This is a genomic window from Pseudomonas fontis (assembly GCF_028656955.1).
In the GTDB taxonomy this organism is placed as follows: domain Bacteria; phylum Pseudomonadota; class Gammaproteobacteria; order Pseudomonadales; family Pseudomonadaceae; genus Aquipseudomonas; species Aquipseudomonas fontis.
On record NZ_JAMDGY010000056.1, the window covers coordinates 66,297 to 91,166 of the forward strand.

The 24,870-nt window shown below is 64.4% G+C and carries 28 protein-coding genes; 16 read left to right on the top strand and 12 right to left on the bottom strand.

What is annotated here, in order from left to right:
• Window positions 1-138: 138 nt before the first annotated feature.
• From M5G11_RS18110 to M5G11_RS18130, 5 genes are all read right to left on the bottom strand, one after another.
• Entirely contained in the window at window positions 139-822 is a 684-nt protein-coding gene (locus tag M5G11_RS18110) for an OmpW/AlkL family protein (RefSeq protein WP_273912103.1), read from the bottom strand.
• 109 nt (window positions 823-931) lie between these two features.
• The gene (locus M5G11_RS18115; protein ID WP_273912102.1) at window positions 932-1,447 is read right to left on the bottom strand and encodes a DUF3299 domain-containing protein; all 516 of its coding nucleotides are present in this window, start codon (window positions 1,445-1,447) and stop codon (window positions 932-934) included.
• Window positions 1,444-2,709, bottom strand: coding sequence for an ABC transporter permease (locus M5G11_RS18120; RefSeq protein WP_273912101.1), 1,266 nt, complete (start codon window positions 2,707-2,709; stop codon window positions 1,444-1,446). The genes M5G11_RS18115 and M5G11_RS18120 overlap by 4 nt, the downstream gene beginning before the upstream one ends.
• Window positions 2,709-3,428 (bottom strand): ABC transporter ATP-binding protein, encoded by a 720-nt coding sequence (locus tag M5G11_RS18125; RefSeq protein WP_273912100.1) that lies wholly within the window; start codon window positions 3,426-3,428, stop codon window positions 2,709-2,711. The genes M5G11_RS18120 and M5G11_RS18125 overlap by 1 nt, the downstream gene beginning before the upstream one ends.
• Before the next feature lie 3 nt (window positions 3,429-3,431).
• Window positions 3,432-3,998 carry a DUF2796 domain-containing protein gene (locus M5G11_RS18130; protein WP_273912099.1) on the bottom strand — a complete coding sequence of 189 codons (567 nt, stop codon included), beginning with the start codon at window positions 3,996-3,998 and terminating at the stop codon, window positions 3,432-3,434.
• A 132-nt stretch (window positions 3,999-4,130) separates the two neighbouring features.
• On the opposite strand from M5G11_RS18130, the gene M5G11_RS18135 reads away from it, so the two are divergent.
• On the top strand, window positions 4,131-4,472 hold the full coding sequence (locus M5G11_RS18135) for a hypothetical protein (RefSeq protein ID WP_273912098.1): 342 nt from the start codon (window positions 4,131-4,133) through the stop codon (window positions 4,470-4,472).
• A gap of 54 nt (window positions 4,473-4,526) precedes the next feature.
• On the opposite strand, the gene trxA is transcribed toward M5G11_RS18135, so the two are convergent.
• Genes trxA through M5G11_RS18150 form a run of 3 tightly spaced genes read right to left on the bottom strand, consistent with a single transcriptional unit; the run spans window position 4,527 to window position 6,536 of the window.
• Window positions 4,527-5,399: a thioredoxin gene (gene trxA / locus M5G11_RS18140; protein ID WP_273912097.1), complete on the bottom strand. Its 873-nt coding sequence runs from the start codon at window positions 5,397-5,399 to the stop codon at window positions 4,527-4,529.
• Window positions 5,400-5,439: 40 nt separating this feature from the next.
• Entirely contained in the window at window positions 5,440-6,093 is a 654-nt protein-coding gene (locus tag M5G11_RS18145) for a class I SAM-dependent methyltransferase (RefSeq protein WP_273912096.1), read from the bottom strand.
• Window positions 6,090-6,536 carry a YbaY family lipoprotein gene (locus tag M5G11_RS18150; RefSeq protein ID WP_273912095.1) on the bottom strand — a complete coding sequence of 149 codons (447 nt, stop codon included), beginning with the start codon at window positions 6,534-6,536 and terminating at the stop codon, window positions 6,090-6,092. Before M5G11_RS18150 ends, M5G11_RS18145 begins: the two co-directional genes overlap by 4 nt.
• Before the next feature lie 108 nt (window positions 6,537-6,644).
• Between M5G11_RS18150 and nrdR the strand changes: the two genes are divergently transcribed.
• From nrdR to M5G11_RS18210, 12 genes are all read left to right on the top strand, one after another.
• Window positions 6,645-7,109, top strand: coding sequence for a transcriptional regulator NrdR (nrdR, locus tag M5G11_RS18155; RefSeq protein ID WP_273912094.1), 465 nt, complete (start codon window positions 6,645-6,647; stop codon window positions 7,107-7,109).
• Window positions 7,110-7,111: 2 nt separating this feature from the next.
• Window positions 7,112-8,242, top strand: a complete 1,131-nt coding sequence (gene ribD, locus M5G11_RS18160) for a bifunctional diaminohydroxyphosphoribosylaminopyrimidine deaminase/5-amino-6-(5-phosphoribosylamino)uracil reductase RibD (protein WP_273912093.1) — start codon at window positions 7,112-7,114, stop codon at window positions 8,240-8,242.
• 45 nt (window positions 8,243-8,287) lie between these two features.
• On the top strand, window positions 8,288-8,950 hold the full coding sequence (locus tag M5G11_RS18165) for a riboflavin synthase (RefSeq protein WP_273912092.1): 663 nt from the start codon (window positions 8,288-8,290) through the stop codon (window positions 8,948-8,950).
• An 18-nt stretch (window positions 8,951-8,968) separates the two neighbouring features.
• Entirely contained in the window at window positions 8,969-10,063 is a 1,095-nt protein-coding gene (gene ribBA / locus M5G11_RS18170; RefSeq protein WP_273912091.1) for a bifunctional 3,4-dihydroxy-2-butanone-4-phosphate synthase/GTP cyclohydrolase II, read from the top strand.
• An 89-nt stretch (window positions 10,064-10,152) separates the two neighbouring features.
• Window positions 10,153-10,629: a 6,7-dimethyl-8-ribityllumazine synthase gene (ribH, locus tag M5G11_RS18175; protein ID WP_065759168.1), complete on the top strand. Its 477-nt coding sequence runs from the start codon at window positions 10,153-10,155 to the stop codon at window positions 10,627-10,629.
• Window positions 10,626-11,126 (top strand): transcription antitermination factor NusB, encoded by a 501-nt coding sequence (gene nusB / locus M5G11_RS18180; protein ID WP_273912090.1) that lies wholly within the window; start codon window positions 10,626-10,628, stop codon window positions 11,124-11,126. The genes ribH and nusB overlap by 4 nt, the downstream gene beginning before the upstream one ends.
• An 18-nt stretch (window positions 11,127-11,144) precedes the next feature.
• Window positions 11,145-12,110, top strand: a complete 966-nt coding sequence (thiL, locus tag M5G11_RS18185) for a thiamine-phosphate kinase (RefSeq protein ID WP_273912089.1) — start codon at window positions 11,145-11,147, stop codon at window positions 12,108-12,110.
• Window positions 12,107-12,610 (top strand): phosphatidylglycerophosphatase A family protein, encoded by a 504-nt coding sequence (locus M5G11_RS18190; protein WP_273912088.1) that lies wholly within the window; start codon window positions 12,107-12,109, stop codon window positions 12,608-12,610. Before thiL ends, M5G11_RS18190 begins: the two co-directional genes overlap by 4 nt.
• Window positions 12,611-12,626: 16 nt before the next feature.
• Window positions 12,627-13,382 (top strand): substrate-binding periplasmic protein, encoded by a 756-nt coding sequence (locus M5G11_RS18195; protein ID WP_273912087.1) that lies wholly within the window; start codon window positions 12,627-12,629, stop codon window positions 13,380-13,382.
• A 112-nt stretch (window positions 13,383-13,494) separates the two neighbouring features.
• Window positions 13,495-14,112 (top strand): GTP cyclohydrolase II, encoded by a 618-nt coding sequence (gene ribA, locus M5G11_RS18200; protein WP_273912086.1) that lies wholly within the window; start codon window positions 13,495-13,497, stop codon window positions 14,110-14,112.
• On the top strand, window positions 14,109-14,528 hold the full coding sequence (locus M5G11_RS18205; protein ID WP_273912085.1) for an MFS transporter: 420 nt from the start codon (window positions 14,109-14,111) through the stop codon (window positions 14,526-14,528). Before ribA ends, M5G11_RS18205 begins: the two co-directional genes overlap by 4 nt.
• 5 nt (window positions 14,529-14,533) lie before the next feature.
• Window positions 14,534-15,343: a cobalamin-binding protein gene (locus M5G11_RS18210; protein ID WP_273912084.1), complete on the top strand. Its 810-nt coding sequence runs from the start codon at window positions 14,534-14,536 to the stop codon at window positions 15,341-15,343.
• On the opposite strand, the gene M5G11_RS18215 is transcribed toward M5G11_RS18210, so the two are convergent.
• The 4 genes from M5G11_RS18215 to M5G11_RS18230 all read right to left on the bottom strand — a co-directional run bounded on the left by M5G11_RS18215 (window position 15,321) and on the right by M5G11_RS18230 (window position 20,653).
• Window positions 15,321-17,201, bottom strand: coding sequence for a TonB-dependent receptor domain-containing protein (locus M5G11_RS18215; RefSeq protein WP_273912083.1), 1,881 nt, complete (start codon window positions 17,199-17,201; stop codon window positions 15,321-15,323). The two genes, M5G11_RS18210 and M5G11_RS18215, sit on opposite strands and share 23 nt — an antisense overlap.
• Before the next feature lie 240 nt (window positions 17,202-17,441).
• Complete coding sequence (gene dxs / locus M5G11_RS18220) at window positions 17,442-19,340, bottom strand: 1-deoxy-D-xylulose-5-phosphate synthase (RefSeq protein ID WP_273912082.1); 1,899 nt, start codon at window positions 19,338-19,340, stop codon at window positions 17,442-17,444.
• 186 nt (window positions 19,341-19,526) lie between these two features.
• On the bottom strand, window positions 19,527-20,414 hold the full coding sequence (ispA, locus tag M5G11_RS18225) for a (2E,6E)-farnesyl diphosphate synthase (protein WP_273912081.1): 888 nt from the start codon (window positions 20,412-20,414) through the stop codon (window positions 19,527-19,529).
• A complete protein-coding gene (locus tag M5G11_RS18230; RefSeq protein ID WP_273912080.1) occupies window positions 20,411-20,653 on the bottom strand; it encodes an exodeoxyribonuclease VII small subunit in 243 nt (80 codons plus the stop codon). Before M5G11_RS18230 ends, ispA begins: the two co-directional genes overlap by 4 nt.
• A 245-nt stretch (window positions 20,654-20,898) precedes the next feature.
• On the opposite strand from M5G11_RS18230, the gene M5G11_RS18235 reads away from it, so the two are divergent.
• From M5G11_RS18235 to M5G11_RS18245, 3 genes are read left to right on the top strand one after another with little or no spacing between them, the layout of a single operon-like run.
• A complete protein-coding gene (locus M5G11_RS18235; protein ID WP_273912079.1) occupies window positions 20,899-22,302 on the top strand; it encodes an MBOAT family O-acyltransferase in 1,404 nt (467 codons plus the stop codon).
• On the top strand, window positions 22,289-23,377 hold the full coding sequence (locus tag M5G11_RS18240) for an SGNH/GDSL hydrolase family protein (RefSeq protein ID WP_273912078.1): 1,089 nt from the start codon (window positions 22,289-22,291) through the stop codon (window positions 23,375-23,377). Before M5G11_RS18235 ends, M5G11_RS18240 begins: the two co-directional genes overlap by 14 nt.
• A 1-nt stretch (window position 23,378) precedes the next feature.
• Window positions 23,379-24,584, top strand: coding sequence for an SGNH/GDSL hydrolase family protein (locus M5G11_RS18245; protein WP_273912077.1), 1,206 nt, complete (start codon window positions 23,379-23,381; stop codon window positions 24,582-24,584).
• Window positions 24,585-24,870 lie beyond the last annotated feature (286 nt).

Here is a 24,870-nt window from a genome sequence, read left to right on the forward strand (position 1 = left end):
GGCGGCGCCTGCTATGCAGGCGAGCGCAGCCTGACGGCAGCGGCTACAGGAGCAGCCACAGATGCCAATTGGCGCTGCATCCAGAATAAAAAAGGCCGCGACGGTCACCCGTCGCGGCCTTTTTCATTCATGCCGTGATCAGAACTTGTAGCCGATACCGACCATGTAAACCCATGGGTCGACGTCCACGTTCACCTTGGTCTTGCCCACGCCCAGCGCGCTCGGGCCGTCGATGGTGGCCTTGGTGTCGATGTCCACGTACCAGACCGCAGCGTTGACCAGGAAGTTGTCAGTCAGCATGTAGTCCATGCCCAACTGGCCTGCCAGGCCTATCGAGTCCTTCATCTTCAGGTTGCTGAAGCCCTGGGCTTTACGGTTGCTGCTCAGGTCTTCGTCAAAGAACATGGTGTAGTTCAGACCGATACCGGCGTATGGCTGGAATTTGGAAGTCGGCTCCATCGGGTAGTACTGCAGCGACAGGGTCGGTGGCAGTTGCTTGATGTCGCCCAGCTTGCCATCCAGGCCGGCGCCCAGGCCCTTGACGCCCACTTCGTGCTGGAATGGCGTGGCCGCCAGCAGTTCCAGGCCGATGTGGTCGGTCAGCATATAGGCGAAGGCCAGGCCCAGCTGAGTGTCGCTGGTCAAGGTTGCCTTGGTGCCCGACGCCTTGACGCCGTCGAGTTTGATCTCGCCGCTGTCTTCGTTGGGAGCCGTGGTGATCGCCCCCGCACGCAGGATGAAGTCACCCGCCTGGTGGGCGTGGGCAACAGGGGCTGCAAGCGCCAGGGCAATGAGCGAGGCGCTGAGCAAGGACTTGTTCATGGAAGCTCCCAAAGGACATTTAGAATTTAATGTGTCCAATGGTAAGCAGGCGGCTACCGGGGAATCTTGACGCAGCTCAATGAAAGCTCAAGCGCCTGGGCGCGGCCAATCATTGTAGTTCATAGGCGTAGATTTTCTCGGCTTCCATCTGGTAGCCGGCCTCGGCCAGTTCGCTACTGGTCGCTTTCACCTGCATCGGGCCCTCGATCCAGTAAGGCTGGTAGAGGTCTTCGACCTTGATGCCGATCTCGCTGAACACATGCACGATCTGGTTCGCCGGTGGCGGTGGCACATGGATGCACGCGCCGTAGTAAGGCACCAGCAGGAACTCGGTGGTACGGCCTTCTTCACTGACCTCCAGCGGCACCACGTAGCCGGGCAATTTCACCTGTTTGCCATCCAGCGCCTTCACCACCGGGGCATCCGCCCCTTGCTGGTGCGCCGCCGGGCCGGACTCGCCACCGGCCAGCGCGCTGCTCAATTGCGATAGATCGTGCAGCGGGGTCATCTGCGGCTCAATGATCGGGGCACCTTCGGGGATCATCTCCGGCCACTGCAAGGTACGCGGCTCGCCGGCCCAGGCGGGCGCGGCGATCAACAACAGCATCAGCACAAGCGTTTTCATAGGTGAATGGACAGCCCGTCAGCCAGGGATTGTCGATAGGCGCGCCAGGCCGGAATGCTGCCCATCAGCACGGCGGCGCCCAGGATGATGCCCAGTAACGTCCATTCATGTGCGCTTGGCAATGCCAGCGGCAGGAACAGGCCATAGTTCGATTGCACATAGCCCTGCGCCACGGCGATACCGAAGTACAGCAACCCCAGGCCGACCGCGATGCCGGCCACGGCCAGGGAGAAGGCCTCCAGCACCAGCAGGCCGGCGATATGCCAGGGGCGCGCACCAACCGAGCGCAGGATGGCCATCTCGCGGCGCCGTTCGTTGAGGCTGGTGAGAATCGCCGTGAGCATGCCGATCAACCCGGTCAGCACGACGAACAGCGAGACCACGAACAAGGCCTGCTCGGCTGTGCCCATCAGGCTCCACAACTCTTGCAGGGCCACGCCGGGGAGGATCGCCAGCAGCGGTTCGCCACGGAACTCGTTGATCTCCCGTTGCAGGGTGAAGGTGGCGATCTTGTTGTTCAGGCCCAGCATGAAGGCGGTGATGGCCTTGGGCGTGAGGTCCATGCTGCGTGCCTGCTCGGCGCTGATGCGCCCGGCGCCGCGCGCGGGCACGCCGTTCTGCCAGTCGACGTGGATCGCCTCCATGCCGCCCAGGCTGATGTGCAGCGTGCGGTCCACCGGGGTGCCGGTGCGCTTGAGCACGCCGACCACGGTGAATGGCTTGTCGTCATGCTTGACCAGGCTGATGACCGCCACGCCATGGGCCAGCACCAGCTTGTCACCCAGCTTGTAGTGCAACGCCTCGGCGACTTCGGCACCCAGCACCACTTCAAACGGGTCGTTGGCGAAGGCGCGGCCCTCGGCCAGTTGCAGGTTCTGTTTGCGGCCGTACTGGTAGTGCTCGAAGTACGCCTCGGTGGTGCCCATCACCCGGTAGCCGCGGTGCGAGTCACCCAGGGACATCGGGATCGCCCATTTCACTCGCGGGTTGTTGGCATACTGCTCGAAGCTGTCCCAGCGGATGTTGTTGGTGGCATTGCCGATGCGAAACACCGAATACAGCAGCAGGTTCACCGAGCCTGAGCGGGCACCGACGATCAGGTCGGTGCCGCTGATGGTGCTGGCAAAGCTGGCGCGCGCTTCGGTGCGCACGCGCTCGACGGCCAGCAGCAGGCACACCGACAGGGCAATCGCAAACGCGGTGAGGAAGGCAGTGAAACGCCGGTTGGCGAGGCTCGCCAAAGCAAGACGGAGCAGGTACATCAGGCCTCCAGGTCGCTGGTAGGGCGCGCGGCGCGATTGAGTTCGGCAAGGGACAACTGGCGATCGAACAGCGGCGCCAGGCTCTGGTCGTGGCTGACGAACAGCAGGCTGGAGCCGGCTTCGCGGCACTCGGCGAACAGCAGGTGAATGAACGCTTCGCGGGTGTCGGCGTCGAGGGCGGAGGTGGGCTCGTCGGCGATCACCAGCTCCGGCTGGCCGATCAGCGCGCGGGCGGCGGCAACCCGCTGTTGCTGGCCGATGGACAGGCTGTCGGCGCGGCGGGCGAGCAGTGCCGGGTCTTTCAGGCCCAGGTGGGCGAGCAGGGTGGTGGCGGCGGCATCGACACTGCCATGGCGCTGCACCGCGCGCTCGGCACGGCTACGCGAGAAGCGGCAGGGCAGTTCGACGTTTTCACGCACCGAGAGAAACGGCAGCAGGTTGAATTGCTGGAAGATGTAGCCGGTGTGGTCGACGCGAAAGCGGTCGCGGGTAGAGAGTTTCAGCTCGCCGAGGTCCTGGCCGAGCAGGCGGACGCTGCCTCGGTCAGGCTTTTGCACACCGCCGAGCAAGCCGAGCAAGGTGGTCTTGCCGCTGCCGCTGGGGCCTTTGAGAAACAGCGACTCGCCCGCGTCCAGGCGCAGTGCCGGAATATCCAGCAACGGCGCCTGGCCCGGCCAGGCGAAGCTCAGGTCAGTCAGTTCGATCAATGCTTGGGTCATGGGTCAGAATTTAACCGATGGCTTGGCCGCTGTCGCTTCGATGCCTTGCTGGCCGCTTGGGCCGATCAGCTGAAGCTGGATCTTCTGGGTGGCAGGGAAGGCAGTGAACAGCGGCTTGAGGTCCAGCTGGGCCAGTTTCTCCGGCGCGGTGCAGGTGAACTGGTAGTGGGCGTGGATCTCGCTGTGATCGTGATCATGCTCGTCGTCACCGTCGTCATCCTTGGCCGGGGCATCGCCGAACAGTGGGCTTTCCAGTTTCCGGTCAGTTTCTGTACAGCCAGCGGCCTTGGCCAGGCCGAACAGGCTCAGCGGTTGTTCCAGCTGTTTGCGTACGGCAGCGACCTTGGCCTTGTCGGCATCACTGCTGGCGGCGTGTTCGAAGCCGATCAGGTTCATCGCCGGGCTTTGCAGCTCCAGCTCCAGGGTCTGGCCGTCGAGCACGGCATTGAGGCGGGCTACCCCATGTTCGTGGGCACCGAGGCTGCCGTGTTCATGGTCATGGTCGTCGTGGGCAAGGGCCACGGTGAGGGGCAGCAAGGCAATCGGCAAGGCGAGCAGCAGACGACGCATGGAGGATTCTCCGCAGGAGCGTTGGACATGTTTTGAAATGTTATAACAACTTTTGTAGCAAATGCCAGCGCTGCTTGGCGACCGGGTGTGGGCGTGGGAGCATGGGTGCCTGAAACAGTGGAGGGTGCAACGGTGCGAATTCGAGGACACATCGGCGAATGGCCGGTGGATTTGACGGTGGAACTGGAGCCGGCCGAGTGGGCGCAGTTGGGCGGGCAGTTGGTGCACGCGGCGCCCATGGCGGCGAGCAGTACGCCGGTGGTGCAGGCTCGGCCGGACGATGCGTTATGGCAGGCAGCGCGGGAAGTGCTGCGCAAGGCCGGGCATTTGAGCGGGCCGCAGTTGCTTGAGCACCTGGAAGGCCTGGCGGGGAATACGGCGGGTGGCAAGCGCCTGCTGGTGCGCCTGCGCCACAGTGCGGATGTGAAGGTGCAGAGTGGGGCGGATGCGCCGGAGTATCACTGGGTTGGGTAAAGCTGTACTGGCCCTATCGCTGGCAAGGCCAGCGATAGGGCCCGAAAGCGCGGCTCAGTACAGCGCGGCAAACAACTTGCGGCGGAACACCGTCACCAGCGGATGATCATTGCCCAGCAGCTCGAACACCTGCAGCAGGGTCTTGTGCGGCAAGCCGTTCTCATACCCGCGATTACGCTTGAACAGCTTCAACAGCCCCTCCAGCGCCGCCTCGTATTGCTGGCGCGACAGCTGCTGAATGGTCAGCTGATACGCCGCCTCATCGTCCTCGGCATTCTGCGCCAGGCGCGACTTCAGGTCCGCCACTTCCGGCAGGCTTGCCGCCTGACGCAGGAAGGTCAGTTGTGCCTTGGCCCCGGCCAGTGCCGCCTTGTGCTCATCGCTTTTAACCGCGTCCAGCACTGTCTGCGCTTCACCCAGCTCACCGCGTTCAGCCAGGCAGCGCGCATACAGGATCAGCGCCGCCGCATTGCTGTTGTCTTCAGTCAGCAGCGCCTTGAGCGTGGCTTCAGCCTCACTGAAACGACCTTCGGCAAACAGCGCCTGGGCCACTTCCAGCGGGTCTTCGTCGGCGGGCGGCGGCAGTTGTACATGCGGCTCCAGCAGCGCCCGAATCGCCGACTCCGGCTGCGCCCCGGCAAAGCCATCCACCGGCTGGCCGTCCTTGAACAGCACCACGGTCGGCAGGCTGCGAATGCCGAAGCGGGCAACGATGTCCTGCTCGATGTCGCAGTTGACCTTGGCCAGCAGCAGCTCGCCCTGATAGTCCTCGGCGATTTTCGCCAGCAGCGGCATCAGCGCCTTGCACGGCGCGCACCACTCGGCCCAGAAGTCGACGAGCACCGGCTTGACGAAGGAGTTCTGAATGACCGACTGATCGAAGTCGGCGACGGTGGCATCGAAAATGTAGGGCGTTTCTTGACTCATCGCGACTCTCGCACTTGCTTGAATGCCAGCACTATAAGGCTCAGCGGCTGGCGTGGTACAGGCTCACCTGGCGGAACTCGTGGGGTTCGGCCAGATCGGGCAGGGTGAGGGCGTGCAGGGTGTCCAGCTGGCGGTACAGCGGGTGACGGAAATCCCGTACCCGTGAATCGGCCACCAGCGCCTCGCGGCCCCGGCTGAGGAAGGCATCGAGCAGCGGCAGGTTGGCGCGGTCGTAGAGCACATCGGCCACCAGGATCAGGTCGAAGCGGTCGGCCTCCTCGAAAAAATCGTCGCTGTAGCTCAGTTCCACGCCATTGAGCGCCGCGTTGGCCCGGCAAGCGTCCAGTGCCAGCGGATCAAGGTCGCACGCCACCACTTCAGCCGCGCCAGCCCGCGCTGCGGCGATCCCGGCAATGCCGGAGCCTGCGCCGAAATCCAGCACGCGCTTGCCCGCCACCCACTGCGGGTGCTGCTCCAGATAGCGCGCCATTGCCAGGCCGCTGGCCCAGCAAAAGCTCCAGTACGGCGGCTCATGCAGGATGCGTCGGGTTTCTTCGGGGCTGAAGGCGCGGTCCATGTTGTCGGCGTCGATCAACCAGAGCTTGAGCGCACAGTCCGGCAGCTCACTGACGACCAACTGCGCGTCGCCCAGCAGGCCGCTCAGTGACTGCTGCAGTTCAACCGGTGCACTCATGGGGCTTTTTCGAACTGCAACTGGCCGGTGGCCTGGGTGTCGGCGCGGGCAATCTGTAGCGGACGCAGGTGCAGGATCAACTGCCCGGACTGGCTGGCGCGCCCGCGCAGTTCAACGCGCGCGCCGGCCGGGAAGACTTCCGGGTTGAAGCGCAGTTGGAACGGCAGGGCCTGCCCGGTACCGTCCAGGGTACTGCTGGCCAGCAGGCGTTGCGGGCGCCCGCGTTCGTCGATCACCAGCAGCGCCAGCTCGACTTCGGCGCCCGAGGGCACGCCGAGCAGGGTGCCGCTGAGTTCACGCTGGTACGCCGGCAGCGGGCCGGGGCCGGCGGCTTTCTTGGCGGCAGCGGGGGCGGCCTGGGTGGTCTGTTGTTTGGGCGCGTCGCTGCCACACGCGGCCAGCAGCACAGCAAAACTGAGCACAACGAGCGCTCGAATCGGCATGGTGAAATCCTTCAGGGGTATATTTCCTCACTGGATGGTAACCCCTTTGGCTTGTCTTGCCAGTGGGATGCGCTACCATGGCCCTCCCTTTTTTTGTTGCCTGCCACCATGCACTGTCCCTTCTGCGGTGCCAACGACACCAAGGTCATCGACTCGCGATTGGTCGCCGAGGGCGAGCAAGTACGCCGTCGCCGCGAATGCGTGGCCTGTGGTGAGCGTTTCACCACCTTCGAAACCGCCGAACTGGTGCTGCCCCGCCTGATCAAGCAGGACGGTAGCCGCCAGCCTTTCGACGAAGAAAAACTGCGTGCCGGCATGCAGCGTGCGCTGGAAAAACGCCCGGTCAGTGTCGAGCGCCTCGAAGCTGCGCTGGCGCACATCAAGCACAAGCTGCGCGCTACTGGTGAGCGCGAGGTCAAGTCGCTGGTCGTCGGCGAGTTGGTGATGGGCGAGCTGCAAAAGCTCGATGAAGTCGCCTACATCCGTTTTGCCTCCGTGTACCGACGTTTCCAGGACCTCGACGAGTTCCGCGAAGAAATCGACCGCCTGGCCCGTGTGCCGGCTAAAGAGTGAGCATGCCCAGCGAACGCGCCGTACTCGACGCCCACTACATGGCCCGCGCGCTGGAACTGGCGCGCAAAGGCCAGTACACCACCCACCCCAACCCACGGGTGGGTTGCGTGATCGTCCGTGACGGGCAGATTGTCGGCGAAGGCTGGCATGTGCGCGCCGGTGAGCCGCATGCCGAGGTGCACGCGCTGCGCCAGGCCGGCGAGCTGGCCCGTGGCGCCTGTGCTTATGTCACCCTTGAACCGTGCAGCCACCACGGGCGTACCCCGCCCTGTGCCGAGGCGCTGGTCAACGCCGGTGTCGCCCGTGTCGTCGCGGCCATGCAGGACCCCAACCCGCAAGTGGCCGGCCAGGGGCTGGCGCGTTTGGCGGGGGTCGGCATCGAAGTAGCCAGCGGCGTGCTTGAAGCCGAAGCGCGGGCGCTCAACCCGGGCTTTCTCAAACGCATGGAACACGGCCTGCCATACGTGCGGGTGAAGCTGGCAATGAGCCTGGATGGGCGCACCGCCATGGCCAGCGGCGAAAGCCAATGGATCACCGGCCCTGCCGCGCGTTCAGCGGTGCAGCGGCTGCGCGCCCGTTCCAGCGTGGTGCTGACCAGCGCCGAAAGCGTGCTGGCAGATAACGCACGCATGACCGTGCGCGCCGAAGAGCTCGGCCTGGATGCTGAAACCACGGCGCTGGCGATGACTCGCCAACCGCTGCGCGTGCTGATCGACGGCCGTCTGCGCCTGCCACTGGATGCCCCGTTCTTCAAGGCCGGCCCGGCCCTGGTGGTGACGACGGCGGCCATCGATGCGAGTTATGCACAGGCCGGCCATGAAGTGCTGAGCCTGCCGGGCAGCGATGGACGAGTCGATCTGCTCGCCTTGATCAACGAACTGGCGCGCCGGGGCACCAATGAAATCCTGGTCGAAGCCGGCCCCGGCCTTTCGGGGGCGTTTGCCCAGCAAGGCCTGGTCGATGAATACCAGCTGTTCATCGCCGGCAAGTTTCTCGGCTCCAGCGCCCGCCCACTGCTCGATTGGCCACTGGCCCGGATGAGCGAGGCGCAGGCGCTGAAAATCACTGAAATGCGTGCGGTTGGCGATGACTGGCGAGTCACTGCCATTCCTCTGCCAGCAGCCAGCGTATAATTTGCGGCTTGCGCCCCACGCGCGGCCTGTTCTCGAGGAGGACTCATGTTTACCGGCATTATCGAATCCATCGGCAGCATCCGCTCGCTGACCCCCAAGGGCGGCGATGTGCGCGTCTATGTCGAAACCGGCAAGCTCGACCTGGGTGATGTGAAACTCGGCGACAGCATTGCGGTGAACGGCGTCTGCCTGACCGCCGTCGAGCTGCCGGGTGACGGCTTCTGGGCCGACGTCAGCCGCGAAACCCTGGACTGCACCGCCTTCGACGACCTCAAGAGCGGCAGCCCGGTCAACCTGGAAAAAGCCCTGACGCCGACCACCCGCCTGGGCGGTCACCTGGTCAGCGGCCATGTCGACGGTGTCGGCGAAGTGGTCTCGCGCAGCGATAACGCCCGCGCCATCCAGTTCCGCCTGCGGGCCCCGAAAGACCTGGCCAAGTACATCGCCCACAAGGGCTCGATCACCGTCGACGGCACCAGCCTGACGGTCAACGTGGTCGATGGCGCCGAGTTCGAGCTGACCATCGTCCCGCATACCCTGGCCGAAACCATCATGGCCGACTACCGCCCAGGTCGTCGGGTCAACCTTGAGGTCGACCTGCTGGCCCGTTACCTGGAGCGCCTGCTGCTGGGTGACAAGGCCGCCGAGCCGAGCAAGGGCGGTATCACCGAAAGTTTCCTGGCCGCCAACGGCTACCTGAAATCCTGATTTGAAAGGGGGTGCCGCGTGGCGCTCAACAGCATCGAAGAACTGGTTGAAGACATCCGCCAAGGCAAAATGGTCATTCTCATGGATGACGAAGACCGCGAGAACGAAGGCGATATCATCATGGCCTCCGAGTGCTGCAAGGCCGAGCACATCAACTTCATGGCCAAGCATGCCCGTGGGTTGATCTGCATGCCGATGACCCGCGAGCGTTGCGAGCTGCTCAAGCTGCCGCTGATGGCGCCGCGCAACGGCTCGGGCTTTGGCACCAAGTTCACCGTGTCGATTGAAGCCGCCGAAGGCGTCACCACCGGTATCTCCGCCGCCGACCGCGCGCGCACCGTGCAAGCGGCCGCAGCCAAGGATGCCAAGGCTGAAGACATCGTCAGCCCGGGCCACATCTTCCCGCTGATGGCCCAGCCTGGCGGAACCCTGGCCCGTGCCGGCCACACCGAAGCGGCCTGCGACCTGGCGCGCATGGCCGGTTTCGAGCCGAGCGGGGTGATCTGCGAAGTGATGAACGACGACGGCACCATGTCGCGTCGCCCTGAGCTGGAAGTCTTCGCCGCCGAGCACGGCATCAAGATCGGCACCATCGCCGACCTGATCCACTACCGGATGATCCACGAACGTACCATTCAGCGGATTTCCGAGCAGCCGCTGGACAGCGAGCTGGGCAGTTTCAACCTGGTCACCTACCGCGATTCGGTGGAAGGCGACGTGCACATGGCCCTGACCCTGGGCAAGATCTGCGCTGAAGAGCCGACCCTGGTACGAGTGCACAACATGGACCCGCTGCGTGACCTGCTGATGGTCAAGCAACCGGGCCGCTGGAGCCTGCGTGCGGCCATGAGCGCCGTGGCAGAGGCTGGCAGCGGCGTGGTGCTGCTGCTCGGTCACCCACTTGATGGCGACGTGCTGCTGGCCCATATCCGCGAGAGCGGCGACACCAGCGCCCAGGCCAAGGCGCCGACCACCTACAGCACGGTAGGTGCCGGTTCGCAGATCCTGCGTGACCTCGGTGTGCGCAAAATGCGCCTGATGAGTTCACCAATGAAGTTCAATGCGATATCCGGATTCGATCTGGAAGTTGTAGAATACGTGCCCTCCGAATAAAGCAGCGGCATTTCCCGCTGCTTTTTCGTGAACAAAACTCCTACAGGCCGCGTGTTTGCGGCCTGGCTCTTTAAGATGAGAACCCCGCAATGACCCTGAAGACCATCGAAGGTACCTTCATTGCCCCCAAAGGTCGCTATGCTTTGGTGGTTGGCCGCTTCAACAGCTTTGTCGTCGAAAGCCTGGTAAGCGGTGCTGTTGATGCCCTGGTTCGCCACGGCGTCAGCGAAAGCGACATCACCATCATCCGCGCACCTGGCGCCTTCGAAATTCCGCTGGTTGCGCAGAAAGTCGCCCAACAAAGCGAATACGCCGCGATCATCGCCCTGGGCGCCGTGATCCGTGGTGGTACCCCGCATTTCGAATACGTGGCGGGCGAATGCACCAAGGGCCTGGCCCAGGTGTCCATGGAGTTCGGCGTGCCGGTCTCCTTCGGTGTCCTGACCGTCGACTCGATCGAACAGGCCATTGAGCGTTCCGGCACCAAGGCCGGCAACAAGGGCGCTGAAGCAGCCCTGTCCGCTCTGGAAATGGTCAGCCTGCTGGCGCAGTTGGAGGCCAAGTGATTAGCGACGAAAGCGATCGTTTCAACCCGCGCGATCCAAAACCTGCGGATGCTGGCAAACCATCGAAAAGCGCCAAGCGTCGCGAAGCTCGTCAGCTCGCGACCCAGGCGCTGTACCAATGGCACGTGGCCAAGCACTCGCTGAACGAGATCGAAGCGCAGTTCCGGGTCGATAACGATTTCACCGATGTCGACGGTGCCTACTTCCGTGAAATCCTGCACGGGGTTCCGGTAAAGCGCGCTGACATCGACGAAGCGCTCAAGCCTTGCATGGACATGTCCATCGAAGAACTCGACCCGGTTGAACTGGCGGTCCTGCGCCTGTCCACCTGGGAACTGATGATGCGTGCCGACGTACCGTACCGCGTGGTAATCAACGAAGGTATCGAGCTGGCCAAGGTGTTTGGTTCGACCGACGGCCACAAGTTCGTCAACGGCGTGCTCGACAAGCTGGCACCACGGCTTCGCGAAGCCGAAGTGAAGGCGTACAAGCGCTGATTCCGGCGCTTTCGGCCCATGGGTGAGTTCGAGCTGATCCGCCAGTACTTTGCCGCTGCGCACTGCGCGCAGGCGGGCGATGGTGTTGTGCTGGGGATTGGTGACGACTGCGCCCTGCTGGCCGTGCCAGCGGGTGACCAGTTGGCCATTTCTACCGATACGCTGGTGGCTGGGGTGCATTTCCCGGCGATCAGCGATCCGTTCCTGCTCGGCCAGCGCTCGCTGGCGGTGGCGGCCAGTGACCTGGCGGCCATGGGCGCAACTCCCCTTGCCTTTACCCTTGCCCTGACCCTGCCGGAGGTTCGCGCCGACTGGCTGCAAGCCTATGCCCAGGGTTTGAACCAGATGGCCACGCAGTGCGGTTTGGCCCTGGTCGGTGGCGACACCACCCGTGGCCCACTGAGCCTGACCATGACCGTGTTCGGCCGCGTGCCGGCCGGGCTGGCGTTGACCCGCAGCGGCGCCCAGGTGGGCGACCTGCTGTGTGTCGGCGCGGACCTGGGCAAGGCGGCGGGCGCCTTGCCGCTGGTGCTGGGTGAGCGTACGGCCGCCGCTGAACTGGCGGCCCCGCTGCTGGCGCACTACTGGTCGCCACCGCCGCAATTGGCGCTGGGCCAGGCCCTGCGCGGCAAGGCCACGGCCGCATTGGACATCTCCGACGGCCTGCTCGCCGACTGCGGGCACATCGCAACCGCTTCGCGGGTCGCGCTGCGCCTTGAGCTTGAGCGGCTACCCTTGAGTGCAGCACTGCAAGGGCTGTTGGGGCTGGACGGGGCGCGCACGGCGGCGCTGACCGGCGGGGACGACTACGTCATCGCCTTCACCTTGCCACCGAGCGAACTCGACGGCCTGCTGGCGGCCGGTTGGCCGGTGCACGTGGTCGGGCGGGTCGAGGCGGGCAGCGGGGTGACCCTGCATGACCGCGAAGGCGTCGATATCACCCCGCGCACGCGCGGCTACCAACATTTTAGGGAGACACCGTGACCGATCACCCCAACCAGGTGCCTGCGGAAAACGTTCCGCCTTCGGTCTGGCGCAACCCCTGGCACTTCCTGGCCTTTGGCTTCGGTTCCGGCACCTTGCCCAAGGCGCCGGGCACCTGGGGCTCGCTGGTGGCACTGCCGTTCATCCCGCTGTGGCAGATGCTGCCGGACTGGGGCTACTGGCTGATGCTCGGGCTGACCATGCTGTTCGGCTTCTGGCTGTGCGGCAAGGTGGCTGACGATTTGCGTGTGCACGACCACGAAGGCATCGTCTGGGACGAAATGGTCGGCATGTGGATAACCCTTTGGCTGGTGCCGGAAGGTTGGCTATGGTTGTTGGCAGGCTTCCTGATGTTCCGCTTCTTCGACATCCTCAAGCCGTGGCCGATCCGCTGGATCGACCGGCATGTGCACGGCGGTGTCGGCATCATGCTCGATGACGTGTTGGCCGGGGTCTTTGCCTGGCTGGGCATGCAAGTGCTGGTATGGAGCTTCACCTAACAAAGGGAGGGTCACGATGCGTGGATGGCGAGTCATCCTGATGCTACTGGCGCTGGTTGCCGGTGGGGCGACGGTTGCCCAGGCGGTCGAGTTGCCCAAGCAGGTCCGCCTGGCCAGCGAACGCTGGGAGGATTACACCAACGCCGATGGCAGCGGCATGGCCTGGGACGTACTGCGCAAGGTGTTCGAGCCTGCTGGCGTGCGCGTGCAGGTGCTCAGCGTGCCGTACAGCCGCGCCGTCGGCCTGGTCAAGCGTGGCGAGGCGGACGCCTGGGTCGGCTCCTACTTTGAAGAAAGCGACGACTACCTCTACCCGCGCAGGCACTTCGATCTGGATCATATCTTTGCCCTGGGCCTGACCAGCACGCCGGTGCCGACTGCCGAAAGCCTCGGGCAGTTCAAGCTCTCCTGGGTTCGCGGCTACGATTACCAGCGCTACCTGCCCAAGGTTGGCGAGTACCGCGAAGTGCAGCGGCGCGAAGGCATCCTGCCGATGCTCGAGCGCGGGCGGGTCGATTACTACATCGATGCACAGACCGAAGTGGACTACGTCCTGAGCCAGGCCAGCGAAGCAGAACGCAGCAAGTTCCGCAGTACGCATATTGCCGAACTGCCGCTGTACCTGGCGTTTGCCAAGACCGACCAGGGACGTGCGCTCAAGGAACTGTTCGACCAGCGCATGGACAAACTGCTCGCCAGCGGCGAGCTGCGGGCGATCTTCGAGCGCTGGGAGCAGCCATACCCGTTCGATCAAGGCGACAGCCACCACTAGTCGGTATCGAACTTCTCGATCTGTTTGCCCCACAATTCAGCCTAAGCACCTGAACGGTGACGCTGGTACAATCCGTCCACTGAAATCCCAAGTTACTTATCAGGAGCACAAGGTGCCCGTCGTCTTTGTTGCCGCTTCCAAGCTGCCTACGCCTTTCGCTACTTTCACCATGCATGGTTTTCTCGACGAAGCCACAGGCCGTGAGCACGTCGTGCTCAGCCTGGGTGACGTGGCCGATGGTGCACCAGTGCTGGGGCGCCTGCATTCCGAATGCCTGACCGGTGATGCGCTGTTCAGCCAACGCTGCGACTGTGGTTCGCAGCTTGAAGCTGCCTTGCAAGCCATCGCCCGTGAAGGTCGCGGTGTGCTGTTGTACCTGCGTCAGGAAGGCCGTGGTATCGGCCTGCTGAATAAGATCCGCGCCTATGAGCTGCAGGATGGTGGCGCCGACACGGTCGAGGCCAACGAGCGCCTGGGCTTTGCCGCCGACCAGCGTGACTACGGCATGTGCCAGCCAATGCTTGAGCACCTGGGCGTCAAGTCGCTGCGCTTGATGACCAACAACCCGCGCAAGGTCAAGGCGCTGACCGGCATGGGGATCCCGGTGGCTGAGCGTGTGCCGCTGCACACCGGCCACAACCCGCACAACAAGCACTACCTGGCCACCAAGGCCGGCAAGCTCGGCCACATGATGGGCAACGAGCACCAGGGCGAGGCGGGCCGGGCGTGACGCGGGCGCAAGTGCGTCGTCGGCTGTTCGTCGCGTGGCTGCAATACCTGATCGTGGCCCTGGCGCCACTGCTGGTGTTCTCCTGGGCCTTCGGTGGTGGTGAGCCGCTGATTCCGCTGCTGGCGATGCCGCTGTTCATCGCCGGCATTGCCACGATGTTCCTCAGCCTGCCGCGTTTCGGGGCGTTCAAGCGTGCCTTGATCGCCACCCAGAAAGCCCTGGACACCGAACAAGAGCCCGCCGCCTGGATCGAGTTGGCGCGCGTGCGGCGCATCGGCATGCTGTTCGCCTGCTTCCCGGCCTGGGTGGCGGCATTGTCGGTGCTGGTCGGGTTGGAAGTGGTGCCGCAGATCCTGATGGCACTCTCCAGCGTGGTGGTGCTGTACCTCTATCGCATTCCCCGCCAACTGGGCTGAGACGAATGCGCGGCGTGTTGCTGGCGGTCTTGCTGGCCCTTTGCGGGCCGCTGCTGGCAGCGCCGCGTGTGGTCAGCCTTGCCCCTTCGCTGTCGGAAATCGTCGTTGAACTGAACGCCAGCGATTTGCTGGTGGGCACCGTCGACAGCGATGAACGACCGGCGCAACTGGCGCAGGTACCTTCCGTGGGCCGCTATGGCCAGCTGGACCTGGAGCGCCTGCTCAGCGTGCGCCCGGACCTTATCCTCTATTGGCCCGGCAGCGTGCCGCCGGCCCAGCGTGATCAACTCAAGCGCCTGGGCATCCCGCTATTCAGTGCCGATGCCCATAGCCTTGACGGCCTGATCGAGCAGATAGAAGCCATTGGTGTGCGCCTGGGTCGCCCAGAAGCAGGGCATGAGCGTGCTGCTGCACTGCGCGCGCGCCTGCAGGGGCTGCGTCAGCAGTACCGGCGTGAGCAACCATTACGGGTGTTCTATCAGGTGTGGAACCAGCCGCTGTACACCCTGGGTGGCGGTCAGATCGTCAGCGATGCCCTGGCGGTGTGCGGGGCGCGGAACATCTTCGATGACCTGCGCCTGCCGGCACCGCAAGTGAACCTGGAGACTGTGCTGCTGCGCAATCCGCAGGCCATCCTGGCCGGCGATCAGGCCCAGCTGGAGGCCTGGAAAGCCTGGCCGCAGGTGGCTGCGGTGCAGAAGGGGCAGTTGCTGGTGGTGCCCGACCGGGGCCTGGAACGGCCCAGCGGGCAGATGATCGAAGCCACCGCGCGGCTCTGCGAGTTGCTGGCGACTAGAGCGCCGGCGTCCAGGTAACCCCGAGCATCCAGGTGCGGCCATCTTCGCGGTAGCCGTGGTACTGGCCTTCATAGCTGTAGAGGGCGCGGCTGCTGGTTTGGTCGAACAGGTTGTCGAGCTTCATCTCCAGCTTCACTTCCCGGGTCAGCGCCCAACTGCTGCGCAGCCCGAACAGGCCATAGCCGCCGATCTTGCGAGTGTTGGCCTCGTCGTCGTAGCTGCTGCTGACAGCTTGCCAGCTGGCGCCCACGCCCAACTGATCGAACTGACGGTCCAGGTCCAGGCTCAGCGTGCTGCGTGCGCGGCGGGCCAGGGTATGGCCGTTGTCGCGGTCGCGCGGGTCGATCAGCGAGAGACCGAGGGTGCCTTGCCAGCCGAGCAATTCCTGATGCAACGCTGCTTCAAAGCCGTTGATGCGTGCCGAGGCGACGTTACGCGGGATCGAGCCTGCGCCGAAGATGATCGCGTCACGCAGGTCGGTGCGGTACACCGATGCTTCCAGGCGCGTGCTGCTGCTCAGGTCGCTGCGCCATTGCACTTCATAGCTTTTCGAACGCTCGGGCTTGAGGTCCGGGTTGCTGTAGTCGGGGTAGTACAGGTCGTTGAAGGTCGGCGCGCGGAAGCCTTCGCTGTAGGAGAACAGCACTTCGTTGTCGGCATTCACTGGCAGGCTCAGGCTGCCGCTCCAGGTGGTCTGGCCGCCGAACTGCTGGTTCTGGTCGCGGCGTACGCCCAGCTCGGTGGCAAAGCTTTCGCCCTTGAAGCGGTGCTGGATGAACGCGGCGCGGTTCCAGCGGCTGTCTTCGCTGAGGTGTTCGCTGGCGTGCACGCGGTCTTCAAACCAGTCACCGCCGAGCATCAGGCTGTTGCGCTCGTCCAGAGCCAGGTCGTTCTGCCAGGTGACCGAGTCGCGGTAGGTGTTGAACGCGCTGGTTTCCGGGCTGAGCTTGTCGCGCTTCTTGTCGCGGTTTTCGCTGTGCCCCAGTTCCAGGCGTGAATGCCAGCTGTCGGTCACTTGCGCGGCGAGGAAGGTACCCAGGCTGCTGACGGTGAAGTCGGTGTAGGGCTTCTGCCCGAAGGACTCGAAGGTGGTCATGTCGAAGCGCCCGTACGGGTTGTCGTACTCGCTGCGGCCACGGCTGTCGAGCAGGTTCACGCCGGCTTCGAGGTTGTCGGTGAACTGGTGGCTCAGGCTCAGGTTGAAGGCTTTGGCGCGGTAGGCGTCGTGGTCCTTGTCGCTGGCATAGGACTGATAGGTGTCGTTGATGCCATCGCTTTCATCGAGGCTGGCGCCCAGGTTGAAGCGGGTGTGCTGGTCGCCCCCGGACAGGCCGAGGCTACGCTGCCAGGTGTGCTGGCTGCCGGCACTGATTTTCAGGCGCGGTTGCAGGCCTTGGTCAGCGCTGCGTCGGGTGAAGATCTGGATCACCCCGCCAATGGCGTCGCTGCCGTAGACCGCCGAGCGCGAACCGCGCAGCACTTCGACACGTTCGATCTGGTCGATATTGAGGAACTGCAGGCCGCTGTCGCCGGAGGTGGCGTTGGCCACGCGCATGCCGTCGACCAGCACCAGGCTCTGGGCGGTCTTGGTGCCACGGATGAAGATGCCGGGTACGCTGCCACGGCCGCCGGTGCGCGCGACTTGTAAGCCGGGCACGCGGGTCAGCAGGTCGGTGATGTTGGTCGGTTGCAGGCGGTCGATGTCTTCGCGGGTGAACACGGTGTTGGCGGCGCTGGATTGAGCGCGGTCTTCCACCTGGCGGTTGGCGGTGATCACCACGTTGGACAGCTTCAGGGCTTGTTCGCGGTCGACCGGGGCGGCCAGGGTGGCGCCGGGGGCGAGCAGGAAGAGTGGGGCAAAGTGAAGAAGCTTCATGGGCAGTTCCATTGCTGTCGCTGGCAAGGCCAGCTCCCACAGGGTTCAGCACAGGCAGCTTGATTGATAGGGTGGCAACTATCGAACACAGCATCTTGTAGCCGCTGCCGATAGGCTGCGCTGGAGCCCGTGAGGGCTCCCAAAGGCGGCGCCTGCTATGCAGGCGAGCGCAGCCTGACGGCAGCGGCTACAGGGATGCTGGCTTTGCCAGCGACGGGGCCGGGACGGCCCCCACAGGAATCACAGGCCGAGCAATTGCATCCGCAGGCGTACCGCCGCCTCGATACCGGCTTCATCCAGCCCGCACTCAGCCAGCATTTGCGCAGGCTTGGCGTGCTCGACATAGACATCCGGCAAGCCCAGGTGCAGCACTGGCTTGAGCACGGCTTCGCGCGCGAGGAACTCGCTGACCGCCGCACCGGCGCCACCCATGATGGCGTTCTCTTCGATCGTCACCAGCAGTGCATGGCTGTCTGCCAACTCACGCACCAGCGCTTCATCCAGCGGCTTCACGAAGCGCATGTCGACCACGGTCGCATCCAGCGTCTCGCCGACTTTCAGCGCCTCCGCCAGTTGCACGCCGAAGGCCAGCAGGGCGATTTTGCTGCCCTGACGACGCACCACACCCTTGCCGATTTCCAACGGTTCGAGGTTGCTCTCGATGGTCGCGTTCGGGCCGCTGCCACGCGGGTAGCGCACTGCCGCCGGGCCGTTGAACAGGTGGCCGGTGGTGAGCATCTTGCGCAGCTCGTTCTCATCGCTCGGGGTCATCACCAGCATGCCGGGGATGCAGCGCAGGAACGACAGGTCAAAGCTGCCAGCGTGGGTCGGGCCGTCTTCACCGACCAGGCCCGCACGGTCGATGGCGAACAGCACATCGAGGTTTTGCACGGCAACGTCATGGATCAGCTGATCGTAGGCGCGTTGCAGGAAGGTCGAATAGATTGCCACGACAGGCTTGGAACCTTCGCAGGCCATGCCGGCCGCGAGGGTGACCGCGTGCTGCTCGGCAATCGCCACATCGAAGTAGCGCTGCGGGTAGCGTTCGCTGAAGTCGACCAGGTCCGAGCCTTCTTTCATGGCCGGGGTAATGCCGACCAGGCGCTCGTCCGCTGCCGCCATGTCGCACAGCCACTGGCCAAACACGGCGGAATACTTCGGCCCACCGGCTTTTTTCGGCGCGGCGGCAGGTTTATCCACAGGCTCGAGCTTGGTGATCGCGTGGTAGCCGATCGGGTCGGCTTCAGCCGGGGCGAAGCCCTTGCCCTTCTTGGTCACCACGTGCAGGAACTGCGGCCCCTTGAGGTCGCGCATGTTGCGCAGGGTGGCGATCAGGGTGGGCAGGTCGTGGCCGTCGATCGGGCCGATGTAGTTCCAGCCCAGCTCTTCGAACAGGGTGCCGGGGACCAGCATGCCCTTGGCGTACTCTTCGGTGCGACGGGCGATTTCCCAGGCCCCGGGCAGGCGCGACAGCACTTTCTTGCTGCCTTCGCGCATGCTGGCGTAGGTGCGGCTGGAGAGAATCTTGGCCAGGTAGTTGGACAGCCCGCCGACGTTGCGCGAGATCGACATGTCGTTGTCGTTGAGGATCACCAGCATGTCGGCGTTGACTTCCTGGGCGTGGTTCAACGCCTCGAAGGCCATGCCGGCGGTGAGCGCGCCGTCGCCGATCACGGCGATCGACTTGCGTGCCTCGTTTTGCAGGCGGGCGGCAATCGCCATGCCCAGCGCAGCGCTGATCGAGGTGCTGGAGTGACCGACGCCGAAGGTGTCGTATTCGCTCTCGGCGCGTCGCGGGAAGGCGGCCAGGCCGTCCTTCTGGCGCAGGGTGTTCATGCGCTGGCGGCGACCGGTGAGGATCTTGTGCGGATAGGCCTGATGGCCGACGTCCCACACCAGCCGGTCGTCCGGGGTGTCGAAGACGTAGTGCAGGGCAATCGTCAGCTCGATGACGCCCAGGCCGGCACCGAAGTGCCCGCCGGTCTGGCCGACCGAATAGAGCAGCTCCTGGCGCAGTTCGTCGGCCAGGTTCTCCAGGTCGGCTTCGGCCAGACGACGCAGGCCGGCTGGCGTATCGGCACGGTCAAGCAGCGGCGTGACCGGGCGTTCGCGGGGGATCTCTTGAAACGTCGTGGGCATCAGGCGAATCGTTATAGGTGTGAAGTGGCGGCAGTTTACCTTATTGCGGTAATGGCTGCCCATTGAGTGCAAAAGCTGGGGGGCTTGCAGCCCCCATCGCCGGCAAGGCCGGCTCCCACAAAGGGTGGTGTGATGCCAAGCCCTGTGGGAGCCGGCCTTGCCGGCGATGAGGGCCGTACGGCCGACTCAGTTCCTGCGTTCGACGATATACCGCGCCAACGCCCGCAGCGGCTCTGCGGCGTGGTCGAAGCCCTGCAAGGCATCCAGCGCCTGGTCGCGCAGTTCCAGTGCATAGGCTTTCGCCGCCTCCAGCCCAAGCAGGGCCGGGTAGGTCGGTTTGTCGCGGGCGATATCGGCGCCCTGGCGCTTGCCAAGGGTTTCGGTATCGCTTTCGACGTCGAGAATGTCGTCCTGCACCTGGAACGCCAGGCCAATGGCCTGGGCGTACTGCTGCAGGGCCTTGAGCTCGCGTTCACCGGCGCGGGCACTGGCCAGCGCACCCAGCTTGACGCTGGCTTCGATCAACGCGCCAGTCTTGTGCCGGTGCATGTATTCCAGGGCGTTCTGGTCGAGCTTCTTGCCCACCGAGCCAAGGTCGATGGCCTGGCCACCGACCATGCCGGCAGGGCCGGCGGCCAGGGCCAGGGTCTGCACCATCTGCAGGCGAATGGCATCGCTCTGTGGGCTCAGCCGTGCATCGAGCAGGGCGTTGAAGGCCAGGCTCTGCAAGCCGTCACCGGCGAGGATCGCGCAGGCTTCGTCGAATTTCTTGTGGGTGGTCGGCTGGCCACGACGCAGGTCGTCATCGTCCATGGCCGGCAAATCGTCATGCACCAGCGAATAGGCGTGGATCAGCTCCACCGCACACGCCGCGCCATTGGCTTGCTCAGGTGCAGCCCCCAGGGCCTGGCAGGCGGCGTAGGCGAGCAGCGGGCGTACACGCTTGCCGCCGTTCATCACGCTGTAGCGCATGGCTTCATACAAGCGCGTCAGCTCGACCGACGGCGCGACAAACAGTTGCTCCAGTGCAGCGTCGACACGGGCCTGGCTGCTGGCCTGGTAGGCGGCAATCATTCCGGCTGTTCCGCGTCGAACGGCTCGGCGGCGAGTTCGCCGTCGCGCTCCAGGAGGATCTGCACCTTCTGCTCGGCCTGGGTCAGAGCACCCTGGCAATCGCGGGTCAGGCGGATACCTTGCTCGAAGGCGGTCAGCGAGTCTTCCAGCGACAGTTCGCCGTTCTCCAGGCGCTCGACCAGGGCTTGCAGGTCGGCGAGGGATTGCTCGAAATCAATGGCGGCTTTTTTTCGGGCCATGGCGGCTGTCTCTGGTGGCAGTTTGAACGGCGCGACACTAGCAGAGCGGGGCAGGGGGAGCAAATCAGAGGGTGGGATCTTTCGTCGCATTCTGTTGCATTACCCCGCTGGACGACAGCCGGTACTTTCTGAACGCCTTGCATTGTGAGCGCTCAAGGCTGTCTGCCATAATCGCGGCCGCTCTGCGTCGCTGCTTTCACCGCGCGTGCAGCCCCCTCTTCTGATGTTGCGTAATGGACTACGTTGTGAGCTTTCTCTCGATCGAATTCGGCCTGTGTTTCATCCTGTTTTTCGCGGTCTACTGGAGCCTGTGCTGGAGCGTTCGCGCACAGAACCTGCTGTTGCTGGCCGCCAGCTATGCCATCGTCGCCAGTTTCAGCCTTGAATCCCTTTATATCCTGCTGGGCTACACCGTCGCGGTGTATCTGCTTGGCTTGATGGGCGCGCGTTATCCTGGGCGGCACATCAACTACCTGCTGACCTTGCTGCTGGTGCTGGGCTGCTTCTACCTGTTCAAGTTCCAGGAGTTTTTTGTCGCCGGGGTGCAGGCAGCGCTGGCCGGCATGGGCCTGGAGGTCACGCTGCCGGTGCTGCAAGTGCTGGTGCCGATTGGCCTGTCGTTCTATGCCTTCCATTCCGTCAGCTACCTGGTCTCGATCAATCGCCGGGAGCTGGCGCCGGCCAGCCTGCCGACCCTGGCGTTGTACCTGGCGTTCTTCCCCAGCCTGATCGCCGGCCCGGTAAACCGCGCCCTGCACATGCTGCCGCAGATTCACCCGGGCGGAATGCGCCAGGTACTGGAGCCGCAGCGGGCGCTGGGGTTGATCGCGCTGGCGGTGGTCAAGCTGTTCTTCTTCAGCGGCTGGCTGGCCAGCCAGTGGGTCGACCCGGTGTTCGAAACCCCGGCGAGCCATTCGCCCGAGCAGATCCTGCTGAGCATCTATGGCTACAGCTTCCTGATCTATTTCAACTTCAGCGGCTACACCAACCTGGTCACCGGGGTGGCGTTGCTGCTGGGGTTCCGCCTGCCCGACAACTTCAACGCGCCGTATGCCGCGCGCAACCTCAAGGAATTCTGGGGGCGCTGGCATATCAGCCTGTCGACCTTCATCCGCGACTACGTCTACATCCCGCTGGGCGGCAATCGCCAGGGCGCATGGCGCGGCAACCTGAACATGCTGCTGGCCATGCTGATCTCCGGGCTGTGGCACGGCGCGAGCCTGAACTTCATCATCTGGGGCGCGTTGCACGGGCTTGGCCTGGCGCTGTACAAGGTCGCCAGCAATTGGCTGCCGCAGCCCATGCGCTGGCCGGGCGCAGACCTGTTGGCGCGCCTGCTGACCTTCCACTATGTCGCCTTCGCCTGGGTATTCTTCCGCAGTGCCACGCTGGATGACGCGCTGGACATGCTCGGCGGGCTCGCTGACCTGAGCCTGAGTGCGTTGGCCAGCAGCAACGGCCTGCTGGCATTGGCTGCGGTGGCCTGCGTGGCGATTTATCCACAGGCGCTGGCGCTGCTGCGCCAGGGCTTTGCGGCGAGTAGCCGTTTGCCCTGGGCGTTTTATCCGTTACCGCTGGGGTTGTTCATCACCTTGGTGATCTTTGCTTCGCAGTCGGGCGTGCCGGGGTTCATCTATGCCAGTTTCTGATTCGGGCGTGTTGTTCGGCACGCAGAAGTCCGCAGCCAAGACACTCTATGCATTGCTGGTGACCACGGTGTTGCTGTTCTGGCTGAACCAGAACTCCATCAGCCTGTATTGCCAGCAGAAGTACCACGAGAGCTGTGAGCTGCCGTTGATCGGACAGAGCGCGGCATGGCGCCTGGGCGGCAACCTCAGCGAGGCGTTGGGCGATGCCCGCACGGCCTTTGCCGACAGCCTCTCGCGGCGGGTACAGCTGGCCCAGGCGCCAGAAATAGTGCCGGTGGTGTTGCCGCCGCCGATGCCGGTGGTGTCGGTGCACCTGGAGGCACCGCTGGCACCCGCGCCAGCGCCGGCCAAGGTGCCCGTCGCCAAGCCGCTCAAGGTTGCCGCTGCGCCGCTGCCGGCCCAGGCTTCGCAGCAGGTGGTGAGCCTGGCGGCGGGCGATGAAGTGTTCCTGGTCGGCGACTCGCTGATGCAGGGCGTCGCCCCGCACCTGGCCAACTCCTTGCGCAAGCGCTACCAGATCAACAGCGTCAACCTCAGCCGGCAGAGTACCGGGCTGGCGTACCCGGGCTTTTTCAACTGGCCGCAGACCGTCGCCAGCACCCTGAAAAGCAAGCCGAACATCCGCCTGATGGTGGTTTTCCTCGGGCCGAATGACCCGTGGGACATGCCGCAGGGCAAGGGCAAGCCGTTCCTGCGTTTCAAGAGCCCGGAGTGGGAAGCGCTGTATCGCCAGCGCATCGACGCGATGCTGGAATCGGCCCGTGAGCACGGCGTGCAGGTGATCTGGGTCGGCCCGCCGAACATGGAGAAGCCGCGCCTGTCCACCGCCATGGCCTACCTCAGCGATTTGTACCAGCGCGAGACGCAGTTGTATGGCCAGCACTATGTGTCGGCGAACACGGTGCTGGGTTACAAGGCGGATGAATTCGCCTATACCTTGCAGGACAGCCAGGGCAAGCGGGTCAAGACCCGTGGCGACGATGGCATTCATTTCACCATTACGGGCCAGAAACTGATCGCCGGGCAGGTTCTGTCGCTGATCGCCTTCCCGGGCCTGACCGTTACAGGACACTGACATGCGCCGATGGCACACCCTTCTGGCGCTGGCGGCGCTGATCTTCGCCCTGCCGGGTTGCAGCCCGGTGGCGGCGGGTAATCCACCGCTTTCGCGCGCCAGCGTGGTGGCGCCGGTGACCCCGGCTCGTGATGGCAACCTGGCGGTGCTGGCGGGCAAGTTGCGGGCTTCTGGGCGCATGCCGGTCAGCATTGTGCAGTTCGGCGATTCGCACACGGCGGCGGACCTGTTCAGCGGTGAGCTGCGGCGCTTGTTCCAGGCGCAGTACGGCGATGGCGGCATCGGCTTTGTTGCGGCCACGCCGGTGCCGGGGACGCGCTACGACCGGGTGATTGTGAAAGCCGCGCCGCGTCAGTGGGACCTGGTGTCCGCACGCAACCAGAGCAGCGAGCAGTTCCCGCTGGGCGGTTATCTGTCCGTGCCGGTTGCAGCGAACCCTGCGGTGCGCATCGAAGCCCGCGAGCCGAGTGCGCAGCGCTATCGGGTGTCTGCCTTGTATCAGGCACGCGAGAGCAGCACGCTGAGCGCCCGTGATGGGCAACAGCAGAATCGCAGCGTGATGCTGGCGGCCAGCAACGGGCAATGGCGTTTCAGCCCGCAACTGCTCAATGTCGGCTTGCCGGTCGACATGACCCTGCGGGCGCGCCCGGGCAGCGTGCTCGGCGGCTGGTACATCCAGGGCCAGAAGAATGCCGGGGTGACCTTGTCGGCCCTGGGTATCAACGGCGCCCGGCTGTCGGTCCAGGACAAATGGCAGGCCGGTTGGCAGGACAATCTGAAGACGCTGCGCCCGGACCTGGTGATCCTCGCCTATGGCACCAACGAGGCGTTCGACAACACGCTGGACCTGGTCGAGTACCAGACGCAGCTGACCCGCACCTTGGCCGACCTGCGGCGTGAATTGCCGAGGGCGGTGGTGTTGCTGATCGGCCCGTCCGACTCGATCAAGCAGCGCAATGCACGCGGTTGTGCGGCGCGTCGGCCGCAGATGTTGGCGGAGGTGGTGCGCATTCAGCGCCAGGTGGCCAAGCAGGCCAAGGTGTTGTTCTGGGACTGGCAGGCGTTCATGGGCGGCGAGTGTTCGATTGCCGGGTGGCAGGCGCAGGGGCTGGCGCGACCGGACCTGGTGCACCTGACGGCGGACGGTTATCGGCGCAGTGCGGCGGGGTTGTATGAGTATTTGCGAGGGCAGTTGGGGCTGCGCTGAAAACCGAGGGGCTGAACCGGCAGGTGGGATGGGCTTGCGGGCCCCGACCTGTGGATAACAGCCCCTCTAATGCAGCGGTCGATTCTCAGCAATCGACTTCAAGGTGGAGCATAGGCGGGTTTGGAAAAACGTCGAGGGACAAGGGATTGTTCTTTAGTCCTACAGATTTTTGCAGAAAGTGCTGCCTCGCAAAATCGGTGATCTCTGTAGGGTGATTTTCTTGCACAAAACCTTGTAGCCGCTGCCGTAAGGCTGCGCTGGAGTCCCGCAGGGCTCCCAAAGGCCG